At 58.7% G+C, this 22,867-nt stretch carries 22 protein-coding genes and 1 riboswitch; of the genes, 15 read left to right on the forward strand and 7 right to left on the reverse strand.

Annotation, left to right across the window (positions count from 1 at the left end; translation table 11 throughout):
* The first annotated feature begins 61 nt into the window (after positions 1-61).
* Complete coding sequence (locus ACWKV9_RS18625) at positions 62-547, forward strand: hypothetical protein (RefSeq protein WP_483837603.1); 486 nt, start codon at positions 62-64, stop codon at positions 545-547.
* A gap of 65 nt (positions 548-612) precedes the next feature.
* Positions 613-900 (forward strand): PA4642 family protein, encoded by a 288-nt coding sequence (locus ACWKV9_RS18630; RefSeq protein WP_483837604.1) that lies wholly within the window; start codon positions 613-615, stop codon positions 898-900.
* A 130-nt stretch (positions 901-1,030) separates the two neighbouring features.
* Here the strand turns inward: ACWKV9_RS18630 and mqo are convergent, their stop codons facing one another.
* Positions 1,031-2,536 (reverse strand): malate dehydrogenase (quinone), encoded by a 1,506-nt coding sequence (mqo, locus tag ACWKV9_RS18635; RefSeq protein WP_483837605.1) that lies wholly within the window; start codon positions 2,534-2,536, stop codon positions 1,031-1,033.
* A gap of 739 nt (positions 2,537-3,275) precedes the next feature.
* Positions 3,276-3,509 (reverse strand): hypothetical protein, encoded by a 234-nt coding sequence (locus tag ACWKV9_RS18640; protein WP_483837606.1) that lies wholly within the window; start codon positions 3,507-3,509, stop codon positions 3,276-3,278.
* Positions 3,510-3,686: 177 nt separating this feature from the next.
* On the opposite strand from ACWKV9_RS18640, the gene ACWKV9_RS18645 reads away from it, so the two are divergent.
* The gene (locus ACWKV9_RS18645) at positions 3,687-4,268 is read left to right on the forward strand and encodes a YajG family lipoprotein (RefSeq protein WP_483837607.1); all 582 of its coding nucleotides are present in this window, start codon (positions 3,687-3,689) and stop codon (positions 4,266-4,268) included.
* Positions 4,269-4,436: 168 nt separating this feature from the next.
* Here ACWKV9_RS18645 and ACWKV9_RS18650 read toward each other — a convergent pair whose 3' ends face one another.
* Complete coding sequence (locus tag ACWKV9_RS18650; RefSeq protein ID WP_483837608.1) at positions 4,437-4,643, reverse strand: hypothetical protein; 207 nt, start codon at positions 4,641-4,643, stop codon at positions 4,437-4,439.
* Positions 4,644-4,784: 141 nt separating this feature from the next.
* Between ACWKV9_RS18650 and ACWKV9_RS18655 the strand changes: the two genes are divergently transcribed.
* A complete protein-coding gene (locus ACWKV9_RS18655; protein ID WP_483837609.1) occupies positions 4,785-5,051 on the forward strand; it encodes a hypothetical protein in 267 nt (88 codons plus the stop codon).
* Positions 5,052-5,110: 59 nt separating this feature from the next.
* On the opposite strand, the gene ACWKV9_RS18660 is transcribed toward ACWKV9_RS18655, so the two are convergent.
* Positions 5,111-6,274, reverse strand: coding sequence for a 1-acyl-sn-glycerol-3-phosphate acyltransferase (locus ACWKV9_RS18660; protein WP_483837610.1), 1,164 nt, complete (start codon positions 6,272-6,274; stop codon positions 5,111-5,113).
* Between the two features lie 130 nt (positions 6,275-6,404).
* Between ACWKV9_RS18660 and ACWKV9_RS18665 the strand changes: the two genes are divergently transcribed.
* The 4 genes from ACWKV9_RS18665 (at position 6,405) to ACWKV9_RS18680 (ending at position 8,560) form a co-directional block, all read left to right on the forward strand.
* Complete coding sequence (locus ACWKV9_RS18665; protein ID WP_483837611.1) at positions 6,405-6,596, forward strand: CPXCG motif-containing cysteine-rich protein; 192 nt, start codon at positions 6,405-6,407, stop codon at positions 6,594-6,596.
* The gene (locus tag ACWKV9_RS18670; protein ID WP_483837612.1) at positions 6,596-6,856 is read left to right on the forward strand and encodes a putative signal transducing protein; all 261 of its coding nucleotides are present in this window, start codon (positions 6,596-6,598) and stop codon (positions 6,854-6,856) included. The genes ACWKV9_RS18665 and ACWKV9_RS18670 overlap by 1 nt, the downstream gene beginning before the upstream one ends.
* A gap of 51 nt (positions 6,857-6,907) precedes the next feature.
* Entirely contained in the window at positions 6,908-7,546 is a 639-nt protein-coding gene (locus ACWKV9_RS18675) for an SOS response-associated peptidase (protein WP_483837613.1), read from the forward strand.
* A gap of 195 nt (positions 7,547-7,741) precedes the next feature.
* Complete coding sequence (locus tag ACWKV9_RS18680) at positions 7,742-8,560, forward strand: M48 family metallopeptidase (protein WP_483837614.1); 819 nt, start codon at positions 7,742-7,744, stop codon at positions 8,558-8,560.
* A gap of 98 nt (positions 8,561-8,658) precedes the next feature.
* Here ACWKV9_RS18680 and ACWKV9_RS18685 read toward each other — a convergent pair whose 3' ends face one another.
* From ACWKV9_RS18685 to ACWKV9_RS18695, 3 genes are all read right to left on the reverse strand, one after another.
* Positions 8,659-9,243, reverse strand: a complete 585-nt coding sequence (locus ACWKV9_RS18685) for a TMEM165/GDT1 family protein (RefSeq protein WP_483837615.1) — start codon at positions 9,241-9,243, stop codon at positions 8,659-8,661.
* Positions 9,244-9,330: 87 nt separating this feature from the next.
* Positions 9,331-9,451: riboswitch (yybP-ykoY riboswitch) on the reverse strand.
* Positions 9,452-9,490: 39 nt separating this feature from the next.
* Positions 9,491-10,489: a methyltransferase gene (locus ACWKV9_RS18690; RefSeq protein ID WP_483837616.1), complete on the reverse strand. Its 999-nt coding sequence runs from the start codon at positions 10,487-10,489 to the stop codon at positions 9,491-9,493.
* Positions 10,490-10,634: 145 nt separating this feature from the next.
* Positions 10,635-11,600 (reverse strand): 2-hydroxyacid dehydrogenase, encoded by a 966-nt coding sequence (locus tag ACWKV9_RS18695; protein ID WP_483837617.1) that lies wholly within the window; start codon positions 11,598-11,600, stop codon positions 10,635-10,637.
* A gap of 325 nt (positions 11,601-11,925) precedes the next feature.
* Between ACWKV9_RS18695 and ACWKV9_RS18700 the strand changes: the two genes are divergently transcribed.
* From ACWKV9_RS18700 to ACWKV9_RS18730, 7 genes are all read left to right on the forward strand, one after another.
* Positions 11,926-12,555: a LysE family translocator gene (locus ACWKV9_RS18700; RefSeq protein WP_483837618.1), complete on the forward strand. Its 630-nt coding sequence runs from the start codon at positions 11,926-11,928 to the stop codon at positions 12,553-12,555.
* A gap of 251 nt (positions 12,556-12,806) precedes the next feature.
* Complete coding sequence (locus ACWKV9_RS18705) at positions 12,807-14,483, forward strand: fatty acid--CoA ligase (protein WP_483837619.1); 1,677 nt, start codon at positions 12,807-12,809, stop codon at positions 14,481-14,483.
* Positions 14,484-14,851: 368 nt separating this feature from the next.
* Positions 14,852-16,774: a DUF1302 domain-containing protein gene (locus ACWKV9_RS18710; RefSeq protein ID WP_483837620.1), complete on the forward strand. Its 1,923-nt coding sequence runs from the start codon at positions 14,852-14,854 to the stop codon at positions 16,772-16,774.
* Between the two features lie 14 nt (positions 16,775-16,788).
* Positions 16,789-18,153, forward strand: a complete 1,365-nt coding sequence (locus ACWKV9_RS18715) for a DUF1329 domain-containing protein (RefSeq protein WP_483837621.1) — start codon at positions 16,789-16,791, stop codon at positions 18,151-18,153.
* Positions 18,154-18,430: 277 nt separating this feature from the next.
* Positions 18,431-21,160, forward strand: coding sequence for a winged helix-turn-helix domain-containing protein (locus ACWKV9_RS18720; RefSeq protein WP_483837622.1), 2,730 nt, complete (start codon positions 18,431-18,433; stop codon positions 21,158-21,160).
* 112 nt (positions 21,161-21,272) lie between these two features.
* On the forward strand, positions 21,273-22,598 hold the full coding sequence (locus ACWKV9_RS18725; RefSeq protein WP_483837623.1) for a type II toxin-antitoxin system HipA family toxin: 1,326 nt from the start codon (positions 21,273-21,275) through the stop codon (positions 22,596-22,598).
* The gene (locus ACWKV9_RS18730; protein WP_483837624.1) at positions 22,595-22,864 is read left to right on the forward strand and encodes a helix-turn-helix domain-containing protein; all 270 of its coding nucleotides are present in this window, start codon (positions 22,595-22,597) and stop codon (positions 22,862-22,864) included. Before ACWKV9_RS18725 ends, ACWKV9_RS18730 begins: the two co-directional genes overlap by 4 nt.
* Positions 22,865-22,867: the final 3 nt, after the last annotated feature.

Genomic DNA, 22,867 nt, shown 5'->3' on the forward strand with positions numbered 1-22,867 from the left:
CGGCAGTCTTGAAGCCTGCGCGCTCATGCTAGAGTGCCTCCCACTTTTTCGGGAGGCACCCATGACGTTATCGTTTCGTAGTAAAGCGGCGCTGATGTTGCTGTTGAGCCTGCCGCTCCCCGCGCTTGCCGAGCCTATGCACGCGCAATATCTGCCGCCTGACGAGTTATCTGTTCGCGAAGGCGAAGCCGAGCAACAGCAACTGTTGCAGATCACCGAATATTCGGTAGTGGTGGGGAGCCAGCGTCAATCCAATCAGCAGCCCATTCCCGTTACCTCTCCGCTGGTGCTGCGCCTCAAGGGCAAACCCATGAACAAGGGCGCGACCGTTAACGATGTGTTGATTCATTTTGACGGCGAAAGCAAAAGCCTGAAAAAGCCCGCCTTTGATGACAAGACACGCACCTTGACGCTCTACTACCCCGCGACGCAGTACCGGGTTTTGGTGGATCTGCTGCGCAATGAAAAGGTTTATTGCCAGTTTCTCAGTTACGCCAACGGCCATGTCTGGGCCGATATCCACACCGGCGCCGTACGCGCGCGTTGAGCCTGCAGCCGGGCCGGGGGTAAACTGCCCGCCCGTGAAATCCCGCTAGTTTGTTGGAGTGAGCAATGCGTAAAGATAAGAAGCAGGTAATTGGCGATGAGATCGGCGATGCCCAAATCAAATTGTTCCTCGATTTCGAACCGGTTGACGCTACTTCGCCGTCGCTGCACAAACTGATCAAGGCCTATCGTGGTCTGCGTGTCGACGACTTCGCGCGTTTTCTGGTGTTCTTCAAGGAAGCGGGCTACGACCTCGATGGCAAGGACGAGCACGGCAATGACTTCGTTACAGTGATCAAGGATCAGCGTAACGCCGAGGAATACATCGAGCTGATCGACAAGGCACGCGGCTGATCGGGACGCAGCAGATCACACCGGTTTTATGGAAGATTCCCCGTCAGCCGAAAGACTGACCGAAGACTGAAAACCCCGCTGCGTGGGCGGGGCTTTCAGTTTTTTCACTTAATTCAGAGCGAGCTCTGAATCAGGCAAAACTTGCCGCTTCGCTGTTCTCGACCAACTCCAGACTCGCGTCGCTCTGAGCGCTGACACGCTGATACAGCTGCGCATCGGTTTCCAGTGCTTTTTCCCGAGCCGGGAAGATCTCATTCAGCTTGGCAGCCCATTCGGTGCGGGCTTTGTCCGGGAAGCAACGCTCGATCAGGTCCAGCATGATCGACACCGTGACCGATGCACCCGGCGAGGCGCCGAGCAGTGCAGCCAGGGTACCGTCCTGAGCCGATACCAGTTCGGTACCAAATTGCAGAACGCCGCCTTTCTTCGGATCTTTTTTGATGATCTGTACGCGCTGACCGGCGACTTCCAAACGCCAGTCTTCAGCACGGGCCTCTGGATAGAAACGACGCAGCGCATCCAGACGCTGTTCCATCGACTGACGCACTTCGCTGATCAGGTATTTGGTCAGGTCCATGTTGTCGCGCGCCACGGCCAGCATCGGCGCGATGTTGGCGGCGCGGATCGACAGCGGCAGATCCATCAGCGAGCCGTGCTTGAGGAACTTGGTGGTGAAGCCTGCGTATGGACCGAACAGCAAAGAGGTCTTGCCATCGACGACGCGGGTATCCAGATGCGGAACCGACATCGGTGGCGAACCAACGGCCGCCTGGCTATAGACCTTGGCCTGGTGATGCTTGACCACTTCCGGATTGTCACAACGCAACCACTGACCGCTGACCGGGAAGCCGCCAAACCCTTTGCTTTCTTCGATACCCGACATCTGCAGCAACGGCAGCGCCGCGCCGCCTGCGCCGAGGAACACGAACTTGGCGTCGATCTCCCGCGTGCCACCGCTGTTGACGTCCTTGATCGTCACGCTCCAGCCGCTGCCTTTGCGGCTCAGACCGGTGACGCGCTTGCAGTACTTGACCTGCGCATCGGGTGCGCTGGCCAGGTGTTTGAGCAGGTTGTTGGTCAGATTGCCGAAGTTGACGTCGGTGCCGTGCATGACACGGGTCGCAGCGATGGGCTCATCGGCCGGGCGACCGGGCATCATCAATGGCATCCATTCGGCCAGCTTGGCTTTATCTTCTGTGTATTCCATCGACGCGAAGGCGTGATGGGTGTGCATCGATTCGAAGCGCTTCTTCAGGAACGAGATGCCTTTTTCTCCCTGAACGAAACTCAGGTGCGGCACAGGGGTGATGAACGAGCGCGATGAGCCGAATGTGCCTTTGCGGGCCAGATAGGCCCAAAACTGCTTCGACACCTCGAATTGAGCGTTGATCTGAACAGCTTTTTTGATGTCGATGGAGCCATCGGCCGCTTGTGGCGTGTAGTTGAGCTCACACAGACCGGCGTGGCCGGTACCGGCGTTGTTCCAAGGGTTGGAACTCTCTGCCGCACCAGAATCCATCAGCTCGACAACCTCCAGCTTGAGGCTGGGATCGAGCTCTTTGAGCAGCACAGCAAGGGTGGCACTCATGATGCCGGCCCCGACCAGTACTACATCGACTGCTTCGTTATGCGCCATTTAACGCGTCTCCAAAATCTGCAGCACCAAATTGACGGCATGCGTTCCCCAGGCCAGTTGCCGGGTGTAGGAGGGTGTGCTTCCAAGCGTGCCCCCACATAACCCCGGCCGGGGTCGCCATGTCCGATTCTTCGCAATTTTTTGCATCTTCAGCGGACGCCACCGAACGAGCCTGCGTTGATACTTGATAGACAAGCATGAACGCATTTTTTGGCCCGTGCAGCCATTCGACTATCGTCAAGGCATCCGGTTGTGCAACCAAATCCGTAGCGGACAGGCTTCAGACTCCGATCGTGGAGACTGCGCGGCAGCGATCAGTCCTGTTCAAGGGGGCTGGGTCAGACGCTAATGGTGCATGTACAAACGCGTAACTATTCATTTGCTCGCCACACTCTTGTGAAGTTGTGAAAACCCGTTTTTTTCACGCTCTTTTGAAGCCGTGAACCTCAAAAAGGGCTGCGCGATGGCAGCTCTGGCAGATCAGGTGCGTGGCAGGTGTGGGAGGTTGTCCGGCAGGAAAGGTTCGATCGAGTCGAGCGTTTTCTCACCGTAGGACCGCGCGCACTGATGGGCACATGTCTGTGTGGAAGGCTCTCTGTGGGCGATACGGAGGTGTTGATACGAGGTATCAACGATGCTGCGAGGCCCGATCAGGAGACGTCCTTATAATCGGGGTGAGATTATAGCGATGTAACGTTGATAATTGATCCAATTTAAACGACTTTTATTCGCCGTTCAGTCACGTAACGATCAAATGCCGGGCGGTAATCGAACGTGCAGGCCGTGTGACGCGGGCGCTGGCGGGCAATGGTTGATGCAGCCAAGAGAGTCTGGGCTCGTTGATTTCGATCCAGTCCTGACCGGCAGGCGGTGTGGCGCAGTGTTTGAACGACAGGCAGATGCCGTGCTTGTCCAGACGCGCGTAATGACGATAGCGGCGGCGCAGGGAAAACAGTGACCAGAGCAAGTCCATGGCAGAACTCCGTGGCGTTGGGATGTGAAAAGTGTGTCGTATGGCGATGACACCCCGGTGACATTCCTGTGGCGGAACCGTGTCGATGGCGTCCGGTCCTATTTTTCAGCTAGTGAGCGATGTTGAGAGGTCGCTATACTGCGGCACATTTTGTGCCTGGCCCATGGAGAGATGAGCATGCTGCGTCGCCTTTTGTTCGGTTTGCTTGCTGTTAGCAGTTTGACGCTGGTGGGTTGCGCCCACAGCCCGCAGTCCCTTAGCCCACAACCCAAATTGAATGCCCAACTGGCTGCGGTCGGTCGGGGCCAGCCTGTGACTGTGCGTGTCGTCGATGGGCGTCCATCCCAGACGCTGGGGACCCGTGGTGGTCTGTATCCCGAAACCAGCTCGATCACTGTGAGCGGCCAGCAGTTGCTGCCGCAGTTGCAGGCTCAGGCCGAAGCGGCTGTGCGTTTGCTGGGCTTCACCCCAACCACTGGCGGCAACGGTCCGCAGCTGACAGTCACCTTGGCAGACCTGAAATATCAGTCGCCCAAAGAAGGTATGTACGTGACTGAAGCAAGCATCAGCTCGACCTTCCGCGCGGATGTACAGAACAATGGTCGCAGCTACAGCGGTCGTTATGCCGCTTCGCTGGATCAGCGTTTCGGCATGGCGCCCAATGAAGAGACCAACACCAAACTGGTCAGCGATGTCCTCAGCGATGCGCTGACGCGTTTGTTCCAGGATCAGACGATTGGCAAGGTTCTGGGCCAGTAACGAGTTAGATCGCAATAGAAAAAGCCCCGGTTTCGTGAGAAGCCGGGGCTTTTTTGTTTGTGGGAGGGAGCTTGCTCGCGAATGCCGCCTGTCTGTTATGGATGTGTTGACTGACCCCACCTAATCGCGAGCTAGCTCCCTCCCACGAATTCCAGCGATGACCTGACCTCACGCCGCCTGCTGATAGAAACTCAAAAACGTGTAACCGGTGTCCAGGTCCACATCCGGCCAGTCGTGATGCGCATGCCCGCCGAGGGCGCAATAGACCAGCCAGTGTCGATCCTGCACGTTGAACGCCAATGCGTCGATCAAAGCCTCTTGCTCGTCGCTAGGGGCAATCAAATAAAGGCGATCCTGGTTGTTGGCATGCAGCATGATGTCGCTCCGGGAGACAGGGTGCGGTGTTGAGGTGCCACACAGTGCCCGGTTCAGGTGACGTTAAGGTGACACACGTTAAATTGCCATCTGGATCCTACAGAATCCGGCGTCACTCATTCCGACGCCATTGAGGCCATCATGCTGCTTCCATTGTCTCCCGCGATGACCCTGAATCTATTCGCGCTGCTCGCCGCAGGTCCCGGTGTCTGGTTGCTTCAGGTCACCCGCAACCGAGAGCAACGCGAAAACGCTCATCTGCACACGCTCACCGAGCAGTCGCAGATCGACGAGCCGATGCATGTGATGGACGTGCCGACCCTGCGTCTGATTCGCACCTGTTACCGGATCGGCGCCGCGTGTCTGGGTTTTGCGCTGCTGATGTCGTGGGCCAGTACCCAGCTTTAGTCCCCAAACCCTGCAAACGAAAACGGCGCCCGAAGGCGCCGTTCTCAATACTCTGCTGTTTAAAGCGGCAGACCCGCCTTGACCCGATACTGATTGCGCACCGGCGTTGCGTATTGCAACACCAGATAAGGACGGTGCTCATCGGGGCAGCCCTGCAGACGCCGCTCCCATTCTTCCTCTGCACGGGCCAGTTCATCGGCCGCAAACACCTCGTCAGCGCGGGGGACGTTCAAGGCCGGATCGGCATCGGCCCAGCGCGCGTACGCCAGGTAATGCACCGGAAACAGCCGATAGCCCCCGAGAATCTGACGGTCCATTTCGATTGCCAACTGCTTGGTGTCCTCGAACACCTCGGTGATGGGCTGTGCAAAGTTCACATGCACACGGCCTTTGTAGCCGGTGATGCCCAGCGCGATGCTGACATCATCCTCGCCAGGCGCCTTGGTGTAGCTGCCGGTGCTGGCGCGAATGAACAACTCCCGGGCCTTGGCGTGATCGCACGGATCGTACTCGTAGCTGATCGACACCGGCGTGAGGTTGAGCGAGCGAATCACTTCGCCAAATGGCTCGTCCTTGCGGCACATGTGGAACATCTTGAGGATGGCCGATTCGGTGCGGTCGTCGCCGTCTTTGGCGCGCCCTTCGGCCTGAGCGATCCAGATTGACTGGCAATCGGTGCGAATCGAATGGTTGATATACGCTGACAGCAGATGGTACGAGGCCATCTTCTCTTTGCGGCCGGTGATCGAGCGGTGAACGATAAAGCTCTTGTTCAAGCGCATCAGGTCACTGACGAAAGGCTTTTGCAGCAGGTTGTCGCCGATGGCAATGCGTGGCGTCGGCAGACCTGCGTGGTACACCGCGTAATTGACGAACGCGGGGTCCATCACGATATCGCGGTGATTGGCCAGAAACAGATAGGCCACGCCGGACTTGAACTGCTCGACGCCGGTATAGGTCACACCATCAGTGGCGCGCTCGATTGTATGGTCGACGTAATGCTCGACTTTGTCCTGCAACGCAGCGACCGTGTCGATACCGGCGAACTGGCGCCGCAACTTGCGGGCAATGGCGGGCTGCAGTACCCAGCCCAGCGAGTTTGCCAGGCGTGGGAAACGGAAGTGGGTGAGGATTGCGAGGAACGCCTTGTCACTCAGCAGCCGAGCCAGAACGGCTTTTACTTCGGAGTCGTTGTAAGGTCGGATGGCATCGAATTCGCCCATCATGCTCTCTTGTTGAAAACGGCTAGGGTAAAGGTGGCCGGCGCCGGGAAAACAAGCCCGGGGCTGTGAACATCAAGACCGGCCTTTAAATGAGCGGCGATTATACGCAAAACTGGCCCTGGAGACCGCGATGCACGAAATACAACCCTCAGCACCTTATGAATGCCCTTACTGCGGCGAGCCCGGCGAGACTACGCTCGACCTGACAGAAGGCGACAACAACTTCATCGAAGACTGCCATGTGTGCTGTCGCCCGATTGAATTTCACCTCGAAACAGACGGTGAGCAATGGGATCTGCAAGTGCGTGCCGAGAACGATTGATGCGCAAAATCTACGAGCCGGAAAATCTGATGGAAGGCGAGCTGCTGCAAGGCATGCTCGCCAGTGAAGGCATTGAGGCCCACATCACCGGCCGGCATTTGCTCGGCGGCGTCGGCGAGCTACCCGTTTTTGGATTGCTGGGATTGTCGGTGGACGATGGTCTGGCAGATCGGGCACGCCAACTGATCACTGAGTACAATGGCGCTTTTCCGTTGCCGGGCGATGAGCCCGACAGCTACCCCGACGTACTGCTGTGCTGAAGCGCTTCGAGTTCTGCGTCATTCGCCTTCAAAAAGAGTTGTCTTGAGCCCATGTGTGGACGTTATGCCCTGTTTCGTTGGACGCCCGCCTTTGCGGCCTTGCCGGGCTTCCCGGCGGACCAGAAAGCTCAATGGAACATTTCACCCGCCGATTCAGTGCTGATGCTGCGTGCCGGGCCAGTTTCCGACGAGGGTGAGCCGTGCAGAGAATTAGCCCGCGCCCGTTGGGGTTTGACCCCGCCGTGGCTGACCGATATGTCTCGCACCCCCGCCCATGCCCGCGCTGAAACCGTGGCTGAACAACCGATGTTTCGCCAGGCTTTTCGTGAGCGTCGTTGCCTGCTGCCCGCCAATGGTTTCTACGAATGGCGCGGAGACGTGCGCAAGCGACCGTTCTGGCTGACGCCGGGGGAGGGTTCGGCGCTGTTTTTCGCAGGGATTTGGGAAGCGTATCCGGTTGAAGGCCACACCTATTTAAGCGTTGCGGTAATCACTCAGGCTGCGGCGAATCAGCGTCGACCGCTGATTCTCGATGCCCAGGGCCAAGCCGACTGGTTAGCGAACGATACACCGTTACCGGTTTTGCAGGCGCTGCTCGCGGCCCCACAAACTGCTTTGCGGGAGCGGCCTCTGGCTAATTTGATTAATGATCCAAAGCTCAATGCACCGGAATGCCTCACCCCGGCTTGAAGCCTCATTGTGATGAATTTGTGGGAGGGAGCTTGCTCGCGAGAAGTTGCTTGTTTTCAAAGAGGGGTTATTTGAGCGGGCCTCTCGCGAGCAGGCTCCCTCCCACGATTTTTCAGGACATGGCAAACCGCTGCCATCTGGTAGATGCACACGGTATTGCCTAGGATGTGCGCCATGATTTTCAGGAGATTTTCGATGCGTCAGATATTTGCCCTTTGTACCTTGAGCGCAGCCGTGCTGCTGGGTGGTTGCTCCGCCGTCAATACCACCAGCGGCGATTCGGTGGGTGTTGAGCGCAAGCAGTACATGTTCAGCATGCTCTCGACCGATCAGGTCAACCAGATGTACGCCCAGTCGTACCAGGAGACCGTCAGCGAGGCGACCACCAAAGGCGTGCTGGACAAGGACAGCGCCGAAGCCAAGCGAGTGCAGACCGTGGCGAAGCGTTTGATCGCTCAGGCGCCGAAGTTGCGGCCGGATGCGGCGCAATGGCAGTGGGAAGTTAACCTGATCAAGAGTGACGACCTGAACGCCAACTGCGGGCCGGGCGGCAAGATCATTGTCTATACCGGGCTGATCGATACGCTGAAGCTGAGCGACGACGAACTGGCGGCGGTCATGGGCCATGAAATCGCTCACGCCCTGCGCGAACACGGTCGTGAAGCCATGTCCAAAGCCTATGGCGTGCAAATGGCCAAACAAGGGGCTGGTGCGTTTTTGGGACTGGGGCAGGACAGCCTTGCGCTGGCGGACACCGTGGTCAATTACAGTCTGACCTTGCCGAACAGCCGCTCCAACGAAAACGAAGCGGATTTGCTGGGCCTGGAGCTGTCAGCGCGTGCCGGGTACAACCCCAACGCCGCGATCACTCTCTGGCAGAAAATGACCGCTCAATCGGGCGCTTCACAACCTGAATTCATGAGCACCCACCCGGCGTCGACCAATCGTATTGCGTCCTTGCAGGCGGCAATCCCCAAGGTCATGCCGCTGTACGAGCAAGCGCCGAAGTCTTAACGTTTTTGTAGGAGCGCGCTTGCCCGCGATTGCGTCGTGCCAGACACCAAATGTGTTGTAGGCCGATCGCGTTCGCGGGCAAGCGCGCTCCTACAGAATCAGACCCAACCGCTGATCTGCATCGCCTTATAAACCGCCACAATTGCCAGCACGAAGAACGCCGTGGCGGCAATGCGTCGGATCAACGTCAGTGGCAGTTTCTCTGCCGCGAAATTCCCCGCCAGCACCACCGGCACGTTGGCGATCAACATCCCCAGCGTCGTGCCCAGAATCACCAGCCACAGATACGAATATTGCGCGGCCAGCATCACTGTGGCGATTTGCGTTTTATCGCCTATTTCCGCGATGAAGAATGCGATCAGCGTGGTCAGGAACGGTCCGAACTTGCGCCCTGTGCCGGCCTCGTCGTCGTCCATCTTGTCTGGGACCAGGGTCCATAATGCGGTGGCGGTGAAGCTGGCGGCGAGAATCCAGTGCAGCACGGCATCGGAAAGGAAGCTACTGAACCAGGCGCCCACAGCACCAGCCGCGGCGTGGTTAGCCAGCGTCGCAGCCACAATGCCGGCAATGATCGGCCAGGGCTTGCGAAAGCGAGCGGCGAGGATAAGTGCGAGGAGTTGGGTCTTGTCACCGATTTCGGCAAGTGCGACGACAGCGGTGGGGACCAACAGGGATTCCAGCATCAGGTTTTCCTAAGGGGCGGGTCGACACGGCTATGACACGTACAGCCTCCCCGCCCCGGGTAAGGTGTGCGTGTCATAGGTCTTGTCAAACCACCGATCCGTCTGAGCGGATCTGGGGTCGCACGCACCATGGCCTTCGGGCCAAGTATGTTGATGCGTGCCATACGAACGTGGCGTTCGCGGGAGACTACTCCCCTAGGACGGTGCGGATTTTGCCTACACAGGTCGCGTTGAGCAAGCGCTAATTTCAGGCCTTCTTGGCGCGATAAATCCGGAAACCCTGGCCCTCGGCCATCGTCGCGCACGGCCCGAGATACTGCTCAATGATCGGCTGATACCGCAGGAACGTGTTGGCGACCAAGCGCAGTTCGCCTCCTTTTTTCAGATGTTCACGCGCTTTTCTGAGCAAGTTTTCCGATGCGGCATAGTCGGTGTGTACGCCGGTGTGGAAGGGTGGGTTGGTCAGAATCACGTCCAGGTGCTTAGGCGCAGCGTCGATTCCATCGCCCGTCACAACTTCTGCCTCAAGCCCGTTGGCCGCCAGTGTCAAAAGACTGCTGGCGGTCGCGAACGCGTCTACGTCCAGCATCGTGACTTGAGTGTCGGGATAGCGACGCTTGACCGCAGCGCCCAGCACGCCTGCACCGCAGCCGAAATCGAGCACATGCCCGCCCGGTAATCGGTCAAGATTCTCCAGCAGCAAGGCCGAGCCTCGATCAAGACGACCATGGCTGAAAACGCCTGGCAGGCTGATGACTTTGAGCAGCGCGTCACCGGCCGGAACTTCGAAGTGCTTGGCCAGGCTTTCCAACGTGACGGCTTGAGGCGGGGTTTCAACGGTCACTTGCCAGAGCTGGCAATGACGGGCGCTGTCGAGTTTGCGAGCACGACCGAACGGGCTCAGTTGGCGGGCAGCCGCTTCGATGCCCGCACGTTTTTCTCCGACCAAAAACAAGTCTTGTCCACCCAGGCGAGAGGCGAGGGCGTTCAGCAGGTATTCGGTCAAGTCTTTGGCTTTTGGCAGGAACAGGACGGCTGCATCGAACGGGGCTTCGGGGGCGTGAACGCCGAAATGCGTGCGCTCGGTGAAACGTGCTTCAAGGGCCGAGAAGTCGCCAGCGTGCCAGCTCCAGCCTTGTGCGGCGGGCAGCTTGCCCATCAAGTCGTCGGCGGGCAGGCCGGCCAACAGCAATGAACCCTGAAACAGCCCAGCCTGACGGAGTAACACTTCACTGCGCGGGTCCATCTTAGGCTCCTGAAAAAAGGGCGGAGTTTAACAGCACAAGTCTGTAGGAGCGCGCTTGCCCGCGATTGCGGTGTGCCTGTGACGACGTTTTCGATTGATACACCGCAATCGCGGGCAAGCGCGCTCCTACAAAGCTCAGGCGCTGTTAACTCACCACCCGAACCGGCGCGCCTGCATAAAACCCCAGCGCATTCTCGTTCACTTGCCCGACGATCCGCTGCCGTGCTTCCTGGCTGCCCCATGCGCTGTGAGGGGTGATGATCAGGCGCGGGATATCTCCGGACAGCAGCGGATTGCCGTTAACCGGCGGCTCGACGGTCAAAACATCTGTCGCCGCGCCGCCCAATTGGCCGTTGCGCAAAGCATCGGCCAGCGCCTGTTCGTTGATCAGCCCGCCGCGTGCGGTGTTGACGATAAACGCATGGGGTTTGAACAGACTCAGCTCGTGGGCGCCGATCATGTCGCGGGTGTGTTCATTGAGCGGGCAATGCAGGGTCAGGGCGTCGATTTGAGGCAACAGCTCATGCAACGGCACGCGATCCGGTCGGGCGGGACGGCCGGGGATTTGCCCCAGCAGCACGCGCATGCCGAACGCTTCGGCCAGCCTTGCAACGGCGCCGCCTAGCTCGCCGTGGCCTAACAGGCCCAGAGTCTTGCCTTCCAACTCGACAATCGGGAAGTCCAGCAGGCAAAACTGTTTGGATTTCTGCCACAGACCTTGGTGAATCGCCGCTTGGTAATCCAGCACGCGAGTGGCCATCGCCAGCAGCAGCATCAACGTGTGCTGGGCCACCGAAGGCGTGCCGTAGCCCTGACAGTTGCTGACCACCACGCCATGTTTGCGCGCCGCTTCCAAGTCGACGTTATTGACGCCGGTGGCCGTTACCAGCACCAGCTTGAGGTCCGGGCAGGCCGCGAAGGCCGCCGCATCGATCATGATCTTGTTGGAGATCGCCACTTGCGCACCTTGCAGACGCTCGATGACTTGATCGGGCGTCGTACTGGCATGCAGTTCAAGCTCGCCGAAAGTGTCACGCCAGGGAGTTAGGTCCAGATCCCCCAGATCCAGAGAAGTGTGGTCGAGGAAAACGGCTTTGCGGTTGTCGCTCATGTACTGGGCTCCTGTAGCTCAAGGGCGCGATGACTTGTAGGACGTCTCCCATAGTGCTTCAAGAACTGACCTCTGTGCCAGTTACGCACTCCTACAATTTCATGCATCTGTGCCAATCACACCCGCCCAGGAGTGTTCATCAGTTTTGCTGCGCAGATTCTGTAGGAGCGAACTTGTTCGCGAGACTTTGGATCTGGCACGCCGCCTGACCGCCTCGCCAACAACTTGGCTCCTACGGTCAACTCCGAGGCTTTTGCTCCGAATGACGGCAGAGTAATGTAGCGACCTTACCCGAGCCTGCTGCTCTGACCTGCCGGAGACCCCCATGTACTGGACGGAATTTCTTACCGTTGCCCTGATTCACTTGCTCGCCGTGGCCAGCCCCGGTCCTGATTTTGCGGTGGTAGTTCGCGAAAGCGTGACCCACGGCCGAAAGGCAGGTACCTGGACGGCGATGGGCGTGGGCAGCGCGATTTTCCTGCATGTGGGGTACTCGTTGCTGGGCATCGGCCTGATCGTTTCGCAATCGATCGTGCTGTTCAATGCGTTGAAATGGGCGGCTGCGGCGTACCTGCTGTACATCGGCATCAAGGCGCTGCGGGCCAAGCCGGCCAGCGCTTCTGATGCGCCCGTCGATATTGCCGTAGGCCAGCGCACGGCCCGCGGGGCGTTCACCGCAGGCTTCGTCACCAATGGCTTGAATCCCAAGGCGACGCTGTTTTTCCTGTCATTGTTTACTGTGGTGATTAATCCCCACACGCCGATGGTGGTTCAGGCGGGGTACGGCGTTTACCTGGCGGTGGCGACAGGGCTATGGTTTTGCATGATCGCGCGCCTGTTCAGCCAGGCACGGGTGCGCGCAGGCTTTGCGCGGATGGGGCACTGGTTTGACCGCGCCATGGGCGGCGTGTTGGTAGCGTTGGGCCTGAAGCTGGCGTTTACCGAGATGCATTGAGGGCCGCTTCACCCTGTAGGAGCGAACTTGTTCGCGAGAAGATCTGCCTGAATCACTGCAGTGTGTGCCTCGCCAACAAGTTGGCTCCTACAGAATCTGTATGCGCCGTGTCCATTCCACTGCACCAAATGGCGCAACGCCAGCCTTAACACTTGTCACTCAAATCATCCCTTTGGCTGATTTGACTGGCGGGCGGGGTCTCTAGAGTGCATATTTTTCGCAACGCCTATGCACCTTGAAAAGGGATTCCTATGTTGCAGACTCGCGTGATTCCACCCGCCGACGGCGCTTACCAATACCCCCTCCTGATCAAACGGCTGCTGATGTCCGGCAGCCGCTACGAAAAATCACGGGAGATCGTTTATCGGGATCAGACGCGGTTTTCGTACCTGACGCTCAACGAGCGCATTTCAAGGCTCGCCAACGTCTTGACTCAAGCGGGCGTCAAGGCGGGGGACACCGTGGCGGTCATGGACTGGGACAGTCATCGTTACCTGGAATGCATGTTCGCGATCCCGATGATTGGCGCGGTTATCCACACCGTCAATGTGCGTCTTTCGCCCGAGCAGATTCTGTTCACCATGAATCATGCCGACGACACGTTCGTCTTGGTCAACAGTGAGTTCCTGCCGCTGTACAAGGCCATCGAGCCGCACCTGACAACTGTCAAAAAGACGCTATTGATTACCGACACCGCCGACAAAACCGCCGACCTGACCAACTTGGTGGGCGAGTACGAAACCCTGTTGGCCGCAGCGAGCCCCGACTATCAGTTCGAAGATTTCGACGAAAACTCGGTGGCGACTACGTTTTACACCACCGGCACAACGGGTAATCCCAAAGGGGTGTATTTCACCCATCGTCAGTTGGTGCTGCACTCCATGGCCGTCGCAACGATCATGGGCAGCATCGAAGGGGTGTTGTGTCACGACGACGTGTACATGCCCATTACGCCGATGTTCCATGTGCATGCCTGGGGCGTGCCGTATGCGGCCACCATGCTCGGCATAAAACAGGTTTATCCCGGCCGTTACGACCCTGAGCTACTGGTGGAGTTATGGCGCAAGGAAAAGGTCACCTTCTCCCACTGCGTGCCGACCATCATGCAAATGGTGCTCAACGCCAAAGCCGCCAAGGACGTCGATTTCAGCGGCTGGAACATCATCATCGGCGGCAGCTCGCTTAATCGGTCGTTGTATGAGGCCGCGAAAGCCAAAGGTATCCAGTTGACCGCTGCATATGGCATGTCGGAAACCGGTCCGTTGATTTCTGTCGCGCACCTCAATGAAGACCTGCTGGCGGGCAGTGACGACGAGCGCCTTACGTTTCGGATCAAAGCCGGGACGCCTGGCATTCTGGTGGAGGCAGCAATCGTGGACCTGGACGGCAACTTTCTGCCGTCCGATGGCGAGACCCAAGGCGAACTGGTGCTGCGCGCGCCGTGGCTGACCCAAGGATATTTCCGAGAACCAGAGCAAGGCTCGCAGTTGTGGGCCGGCGGCTGGTTGCACACCGGCGACGTGGCGACGCTGGACAGCATGGGCACCATCGACATTCGCGACCGCATCAAAGACGTCATCAAGACCGGCGGTGAGTGGATTTCCTCACTCGCGCTAGAAGACTTATGCAGTCGTCATCCTTCCGTGCGTGAAGTGGCCGTGGTCGGGATCGCCGATCCGCAGTGGGGCGAGCGACCTTTTGCGCTGCTGGTCGCGCGTGACGGGCATGTCATTGATGCCAAATCGCTGAAAGAACATTTGAAGCCGTTCGTGGAGTTGGGCCACATCAACAAGTGGGCGATTCCTAGTCAGATCGCGCTTGTTACTGAAATTCCCAAGACCAGTGTCGGCAAGCTCGACAAGAAGCGCATTCGTCTGGACATCGTCGAATGGCAGAGCACCAACAGCACGTTTCTTTCTACCCTCTGATTCATGCTTTGAATCGGCCTTCTGCGTTGTTTTTAAACGCGCAGAAGGCTCAAGGCCTCTACGGCGGGCATCGCGCTTGCCAAATCTGCAAAATCAGCCATTCTCCCCCCTGCCACAGACACAGGTGCGCCGAAATCGGCGTGCCAGACGCTTTGACGCTGCAAATCACACTTTAGAGGGATCGCGCAGTGGAGCGTGCTGGCTATAGTCGGCACTAGGTAGAAACCGGAGAAAAACGCTTCTTTCGCTTCGCAGCTTTTATGGGCTGCCACGACAGGCGTTGACAACCAGGCATGCGGGTTTATCTGCCTGAGTCGTTTCCGGGATCACTTACTGCCATAAAAATAAAAGCACATGGAGTAGCGTCGATGACATCAGCAAACCAGTTCTGGCGCCGGGCGAAATTGCCTTTGGCCGTCAGTCTCGCCTCTTCGCTCGCCGGTCCTGCATTCGGCGTCAGTTTCAACATCGGTGAAATTGAAGGTAACTTCGACTCGTCGCTCTCCGTGGGCGCAAGCTGGTCGACCCAGAACGCCAACAAGAACCTCATCGGTTCCAACAACGGCGGACACGGCCTTTCACAGACCTCCGACGACGGCCACCTGAACTTCAAGAGTGGGGAAACGTTCTCGAAGATCTTTAAAGGCATTCACGATCTGGAGTTGAAGTACGGCGACACCGGCGTATTTGTCCGGGGCAAGTATTGGTATGACTTCGAACTCAAGGACGAAGGCCGCGACTTCAAGGACATCAGCGATTCCAATCGCAAAGAAGGCGCCAAATCCTCGGGCGGGCAGTTGCTCGACGCCTTCGTTTACCACAACTATTCCATTGGCGATGAGCCAGGATCGGTGCGTTTTGGTAAGCAAGTGGTCAGCTGGGGTGAAAGTACCTTCATCCAGGGCGGTATCAACAGCATCAACCCGGTCGATGTGTCCGCGTTCCGTCGTCCAGGCTCCGAGATCAAGGAAGGCCTGATCCCGGTCAACATGTTCTACCTGTCGCAGAGCATCACTGAAAACCTCTCGGCCGAGGGTTTCTACCAGCTTGAATGGGACCAGACCGTTACCGACAACTGCGGCACGTTCTTCTCGCAGCCCGATGTGATCTCCGATGGCTGCAACAACAATCTCGCTGTATTGCGCACGCAGAGCAGCCTGAACGCGGCATTGCCAGCGGCCTTGCGCGGCCCTGTGCAGCGGACCCTGGCGCAACGAGGCGTCAACTTTGGCAGCCCGGACGAGGGCGCCATCGTGGCCCGAGGTCCTGACCGCGATGCCCGCGACAGCGGCCAGTTCGGCGTGGCGATGCACTACAACTTCGAACCGCTGGACACTGAGTTCGGTGGCTACTTCATGAATTACCACAGCCGCTTGCCGATCTTCAGCGGTCGCGGCGGGCCAGCCAGTGCCTACAGCGCAGCCGGGCTCGTTGGCGGACTAGCAGGTAACGGCGTGCCATTGGGCGTGGCCGCAGGTCTGGCCCCGACGCTGCTGCCAGTGGTGGTCGCCGCCAACTCCAGTTATTACGTTGAATACCCGGAAGACATTCGCCTGTTCGGCCTGAGTTTCTCCACCACGTTGCCTACCGGTACGGCGTGGAGCGGCGAGGTCAGCTACCGTCCGAACGCACCGATTCAGCTCAACACCACCGACATCCTGTATTCGGGTCTGTCGCCGCTCAACCCTAACGTGTCGTTGCTGCAAGGCCGTCCGAACACTGACCAATCCGGCTATCGCCGCAAGGAAATCACCCAGGCGCAAACCACGCTGACGCACTTCTTCGATCAGGTGATGGGCGCTGAACGTCTGACGGTAGTGGGCGAGGTGGGCTGGACCCACGTTGGCGGTCTGGAAAGCACTTCAAAACTGCGTTACGGCCGCGACCCAAGCTACGGGCCTGGTCCATTGCCGGGCGGCCAATGCCAGGCGCTCAACGCCAGCACCTTGGCAGGCGCCGCGCAGAACAACCTAAGCCGTTACTGCGAGAACGAGGGTTTCACTACCACCGATTCCTGGGGTTATCGCGCCCGTGCCATCTGGGATTACAACAGCGTCTTCGCCGGTATCAACCTGAAACCGAGCATCGCCTGGTCCCATGACGTCGACGGCTACGCCCCGGGCCCTGGCGCTAACTTTGAAGAAGGTCGCAAGGCGATCAGTCTGGGTCTGGATGCCGAGTACCAAAACACCTACACCGCCAACCTTTCCTACACCAACTTCTTCGACGGCAAGTACACCACGGTGGATGACCGCGACTTCGTAGCCCTCAGCTTTGGCATGAATTTCTAAGGACGACCATGAATATGAAAATAACAAAGGGTCTGTTGCAAGTCGGCGTACTGGGTCTGTCATTGCTGGCAACCAGCGTCATGGCCGCAGTGTCGGACACCGAGGCGGCCAAACTCGGCACCACGCTGACGCCGATGGGCGCGGAAAAAGCCGGTAACGCCAATAACACCATCCCGGCGTGGACACCGCTGCCGACCAATGCGGGCGCAGTTGATGACCGTGGCTTCCTGGCTAACCCGTATGCCAATGAGAAACCACTGTTCACCATCACCGCGCAGAACGTCGATCAGTACAAAGACAAACTGGCGCCGGGCCAATACGCGATGTTCAAGCGTTATCCCGACACCTTCAAGATGCCGGTCTATCCGTCACATCGCGGCGCAACCGTCCCGGCTGACGTGTTCGCCGCCATCAAGAAAAACGCCACCAACACCAAGCTGGTGTCTGGCGGCAACGGTCTTGAAAACTTCGAAACCGCCGTGCCATTCCCGATCCCGCAAAGCGGTCTGGAAGTCATCTGGAACCACATCACCCGCTATCGCGGCGGCAGCGTGACCCGTCTGGTGACCCAGGCGACGCCGCAAACCAACGGCTCGTTCAGCCTGGTGTACTTCCGCGATCAGTTTGTGTTCCGCGACAAAATGAAGGATTACGACCCGAAAAATCCGGGCAACGTGCTGTTCTACTTCAAGCAGGAAGTAACCGCGCCTGCGCGTCTGGCCGGTGGTGTGCTGCTGGTGCATGAAACGCTGGATCAGGTCAAAGAGCCGCGTTCGGCCTGGGTGTATAACGCCGGTCAACGCCGTGTGCGCCGCGCGCCGCAGGTTTCCTATGACGGGCCGGGCACCGCCGCTGACGGTCTGCGCACCTCCGACAACCTGGACATGTACAACGGCGCGCCAGATCGCTACGACTGGAAACTGATCGGCAAGCAAGAGCTGTACATCGCTTCCGACAGCTACAAACTCGACGACCCGAAACTCAAATATGCCGACATCATCAAGGCCGGTCACATCAATCAGGACCTGGCACGCTACGAGTTGCGCCGCGTCTGGCACGTGACTGCCACCCTGAAAGAAGGCCAACGCCACATCTATGCCAAGCGTGACTTCTTCATCGACGAAGACAGCTGGCAGGCAGCGGTGATCGATCACTACGACGGTCGCGGTCAACTGTGGCGCGTGGCCGAAGCCCATGCGGAAAACTACTACGACAAACAAGTACCGTGGTACGCCCTCGAAGCCCTGTATGACCTGCAATCGGGTCGTTACCTGGCGCTGGGCATGAAGAACGAAGAGAAACGCGCGTACGACTTCGGCTTCACGGCCTCTACCAGCGACTTCCAACCCAACGCCCTGCGTCAGGATGGGGTGCGCTGATCGCTAAAGAACGATGCTGAACCCCTGTAGGAGCGAATTCATTCGCGAGGCTTTTCGGGTGTTGACGATCTTCATCGACGAAACCGGCCTCGCGAATAAATTCGCTCCTACAGGGTAATGAGTTTCTGTCCCACAGCTATAACCGACCATTCGCCACGCTGATTGGAGATGTTTTCTTACAGTCTTTCGTCGTACATCCTTCAAAAGCTCTGACTTAGCCGCTAGTCTCGGGAGCATCTGACTGCCGAACAACAAGCACCTCTAACAAGAGCCGGCCATGACTGATCTGTCGCGTTTGCAAGGATTCGCAAATCACGCAGTCACTGCGTTGGAAGGACGTTTCTTCCGTCCCCCGTTACCCGAAAACTATGTGCCCCGCCCGCGCTTGTGCGCTCGGCTGAGTGCCGGTTTATCGGGCCGTCTGCTATTGGTCAGCGCACCCGCAGGTTTCGGTAAAAGCTCCCTTGCAGTCGAGTTCTGCCAGGGTTTGCCTGAGCAGTGGCAAAACCTGTGGCTGGGACTGAGCCATCGCGACAGCGATCCCGGCCGATTCCTCGAACGCTTGCTGACCGGACTGCAACAATTCTTCCCGCAGCTGGGCGGCCAGGCCTTGGGCCTGCTCAAGATGCGTCAGCGGCATCAGCCGTTCGCGTTTGAAGAATGGCTCGATGGTTTGCTCGATGAGCTGGCCATGCACCTGATGTTGAGCAAACCGCTGCTGCTGGTGCTCGACGATTACCATCTCGCGCAAGGACCGGTGCTTGACCGCTGCCTGCAGTTTTTCCTCAATCACCTGCCCGCCGGGATGATCGTGCTGGTGACCAGCCGCCAACGTCCGGATTGGCATCTGGCGCGCTTGCGTCTGTCGCGCCAGCTTCAAGAGCTCACCGAACAGGACCTGCGCCTGACCGAAGCCGAATCCCTCGCCGTGCTCGATCAACCCAGCAACTCAATGAACGACGAGGCGTTGCACACGCTGATTCAGCGCAGTGAGGGTTGGGTCGCAGGGCTTCGGTTCTGGTTGCTGGCAGCCAGCGAAGCGGGCAACGGCAACAGCCTGCCGCAGGGACTCAATGGTGGCGAAGGCTTGATTCGTGACTATCTGCTGGAAGAGGTCATCGAGTGCCTGCCGGCTGATGTTCAGGCTTTTCTTTACGACACCGCATGCCTGGAGCGTTTTTGCAGCGAACTGTGCAACGCCGCGCGGGACAGCCATGACAGCGCCGAAATGCTGCGTTATTTGCAGGCCCATCAAGTGTTTCTGGTGCCCCTGGATGAAAGCGGGCGCTGGTTCCGTTATCACCATCTTTTTTCGGATCTGCTCCGGGCGCGCGCTGGCAATCAGATCGGTCCGCAGCAAACCCGTTTGCACCTCAACGCATGCCGCTGGTTCAGCGAACAGGGCCTGCTCGATGAAGCCATAGAGCAAGCCCTTCGCGCAGGCCACCCAGACGTCGCCGCCAACCTGGTGCAGAACCTATCCGAAGAGCAACTTTTGGCCGAACAGAACGTCGGCATGCTGCTGCGCTGGAAGATGGACTTGCCCGACAGCCTGATCGTCAGCACGCCGCGATTGATCGTGCTGTACGCGTGGGCGCTGGGGCTCGCCTGTCAATTGGACGCTGCCGAGGAGCTTGCCGAACACCTCAGTCGGTTTTTGCCCGCGCCTTCAGCTACCGCTCAAAAATCCATGCTTGCTCAATGGCTGGCGCTCAGCGGCATCATCGCCCGAGGTCGTGGCGACAGCGAAAAAGCCCAGCGCTATTGCAGCGAAGCGCTGGCGAGCTTGCCGCAAAAGCGTTATGGCCAACGCTTGCTGTGCCAGTCGACACTGGCGAATCTGGCGATTGCAGAAGGCGATTTGTGGCGCGCCAGAGCCTTGAACCGTGACGCGCTGGAGTTGGCGCAGCGAGTGGCCAATCCGCTGTTCGAGGCATTGGCCCACTACGATCGCGCCCGGGTCCTGCACGCCCGAGGTGAGATTCTTCGTGCGCTGGAAGAGGTCCGCCAAGGGCTCCAGCGGCTCAAAGGCCTGTCGTTGCAGCGTTTGTATGCGGTGCGGGCGCGGCTGACGTTGTACGAAGGTCATTTGCTCACCCTGTGCATGCAGGCCGAAACCGGCCGCGCGCGATTGGCTGCGGGGCTGGCCGAAGCCCGCGCCTGTCGTGACATCAGCGTGTTGATCGGGTATTGCGTGATCGCCGGGCTTGAGGGCAGGGAAGGGCGCTTTGCCGAAGCGTTTGCAGAGCTCTCCGAAGCCGAGCGGCTGATGCACATCTGGGACGTGCCGCCGATCTACTACCTGGCGATGATCACGCTGGTGAAATGCGAGTTGTGGTTGGCCCAAGGGCGTATCGATCTGGCCGAAGCCTGGCTGATGCGCCTGGGGCAAACCTATAGCGGAGAGCATCCCGCCGCCGCACCTGAATGCCATCCGCACCTGCCGCAGCACATCGAACTGCTGCAGGCGGTGCTTGAAGATATTCAGGGCCATAAAGCTGAAGCGGCCTCGCGCCTTCAACGTCTGGAGGACCACGCCCATACGACTGGCGCCCATCTGCTCAGCCTGACCGCGCTGACTCAGCAAATCCTGTTTGTGCTCGGCACTGCTGACGAAGCCGCCGCCAAGCCGCTGCTCAATCGCGCCCTGCAAGCGGCAACCGGTGGCGCATTGTTGCCGTTCCAGCGCCTGATCAGGCAACACCCGGACTGGCTGCGTGAACAACTGCACCCGCGTAAACCCTGTCTGCTTGTCCAGTTTCTGCTGACGACACTTCCCGCCTCGCGCGACAACCCGGACGCTCTCCACGCCGACCACCTGAGCGTGCGTGAGATGAGCGTTTTGCAGCTCATTGCGCAAGGCTGCTCCAATCAGGAAATCAGCGAGCGACTGTTTATCTCGCTGCACACCGTCAAAACCCATGCGAGCCACATAAACAGCAAGCTGGGTGTAGAGCGCAGGACGCAGGCGGTGGCACGTGCGCAGGAGTTGGGGTTGCTGGGTTAGGAATCGGTACTTTGGTGCCGATATTTAAGAAAATAATTGTTTTTTAGGCATTAAATTGCCTTTTAAGACGAATGGAGCTACGGTTTAGGCATTAAATTGCCGAGCGGCCTCCATGTACAGCCTAAATCTGCAACTCTATTTCGAGGGCCGGTGGCGCGATGTCATGCGCGTTGACTTTGAAAAGCCAGAGGCCGGGTTGCTCAGTCCGTGCAGCTTTGCCTATGACCAGCACTACCTCGTGGACCATCTGCATGCTCTGGATCGAATCACTGCTCAGTCAGTCAGTGCAACGCTGCCGTTGAGTTGGGATTTGCAGCGCACGGCGCAAGTGCCAGCATTCTTGCACGACATACTGCCTGCGGGTGCCGCTCGAAGATTCCTGCTGGCGCGCCTCGCCGTCCCGGAAAATGAGAACACTCAAGCGGATTTGTTGCTGTTGGGCCACTGCACGCCGGCGCCCATTGGTCATCTGCGTATCAGAGAGTCTGTCGAGGCCATGCCCAAGGGCGCCAGCCTTGGTTTCAGCCGCCAGGACGTGGTTGCGCGTGATAGCCGTTTTCTTGAATACGCCTACGAACAAGGCGCCGCCGTCGGTGGCGCGACCGGCGCGGGTGGCGAGGCGCCAAAACTGTTGCTGGCCGAGGACGCCGAGGGTCTGCTGCACCCGGACGCAACGCTGGCCGACGATCGAGTGCATCAGCACTGGTTTGTGAAGTTTTCCCGAAACAAGGCGAACGAAAACGATCGTACGGTGCTGCGCAGTGAGTTCTGCTATTACCAAGCCCTGAATCGACTGGGCCTGGATACGATTACTGCCGACGGCATGAGCCTGGAAGAAGCGCGCAAACCCAGTCTGTGGATGAAGCGCTTTGACCGGCACATTGATCAGCACGGCGTGAAAAGAATCGCCGTCGAATCGGTGTATTCGCTGGCTGGCATCACCCGTCCGGGCAGTTACATGAGCCATATTGCCGCCGTTGAGGCGATGGCCCAGGCATGGACTGCCAATGGTCAACAGTCTGAAATCCCGGCACTGATCAGTGAGTACATCCGCCGAGACCTGATTAACCAAATCCTCGGGAACAGCGATAACCACGGTCGCAACACCGCTGTGCTGCGCGATGAGCAGCGTATAGACCTCGCGCCGATTTACGATCTTGCCCCAATGGTGATGGATGAAGAAGGCGTAACCCGCACCACGAAATGGCCGGATGAAATCGAGCGCGCGGGGCAGGTTGACTGGCTGGCTGCCTGCAAGGCACTGGCGCCATGGGCCGACCCGGAGGCGTTATTCGAAGGTTTGAAAATAGATGCGCAGCGGTGTCGGGCACTACCCGATCTGCTCAGCGAAATCGGTTTGCCCGAAGCAACCTTCAATCACCCCCGCATCGCCCTCAATCGGCTGGACGGCACGCTGCAAAACTGGGGGCTGCTATGACCGATGAAATCCGCCAGCGCGGCATCATCCTGGATGAGTTAAAGGAGCAGCTTCTGGCAGGCAGCGTCACGATCGGCGCAGCAGTAAAACGCCTGCGCACCGAAGTCACCGGGCTGCGGCAGGAGCAATTCGCAGGCATGTGCAAAATCTCCCTGCGCACCTTGCGCCAGATCGAACAGGACGACGGCAATCCGACGATCCAGACGCTGAATCAAGTGTTCAAACCCTTCGGGATGCGGGTGGGGATACTGCCGATCAGGCGCTGATGT

Source organism: Pseudomonas corni (assembly GCF_057128765.1).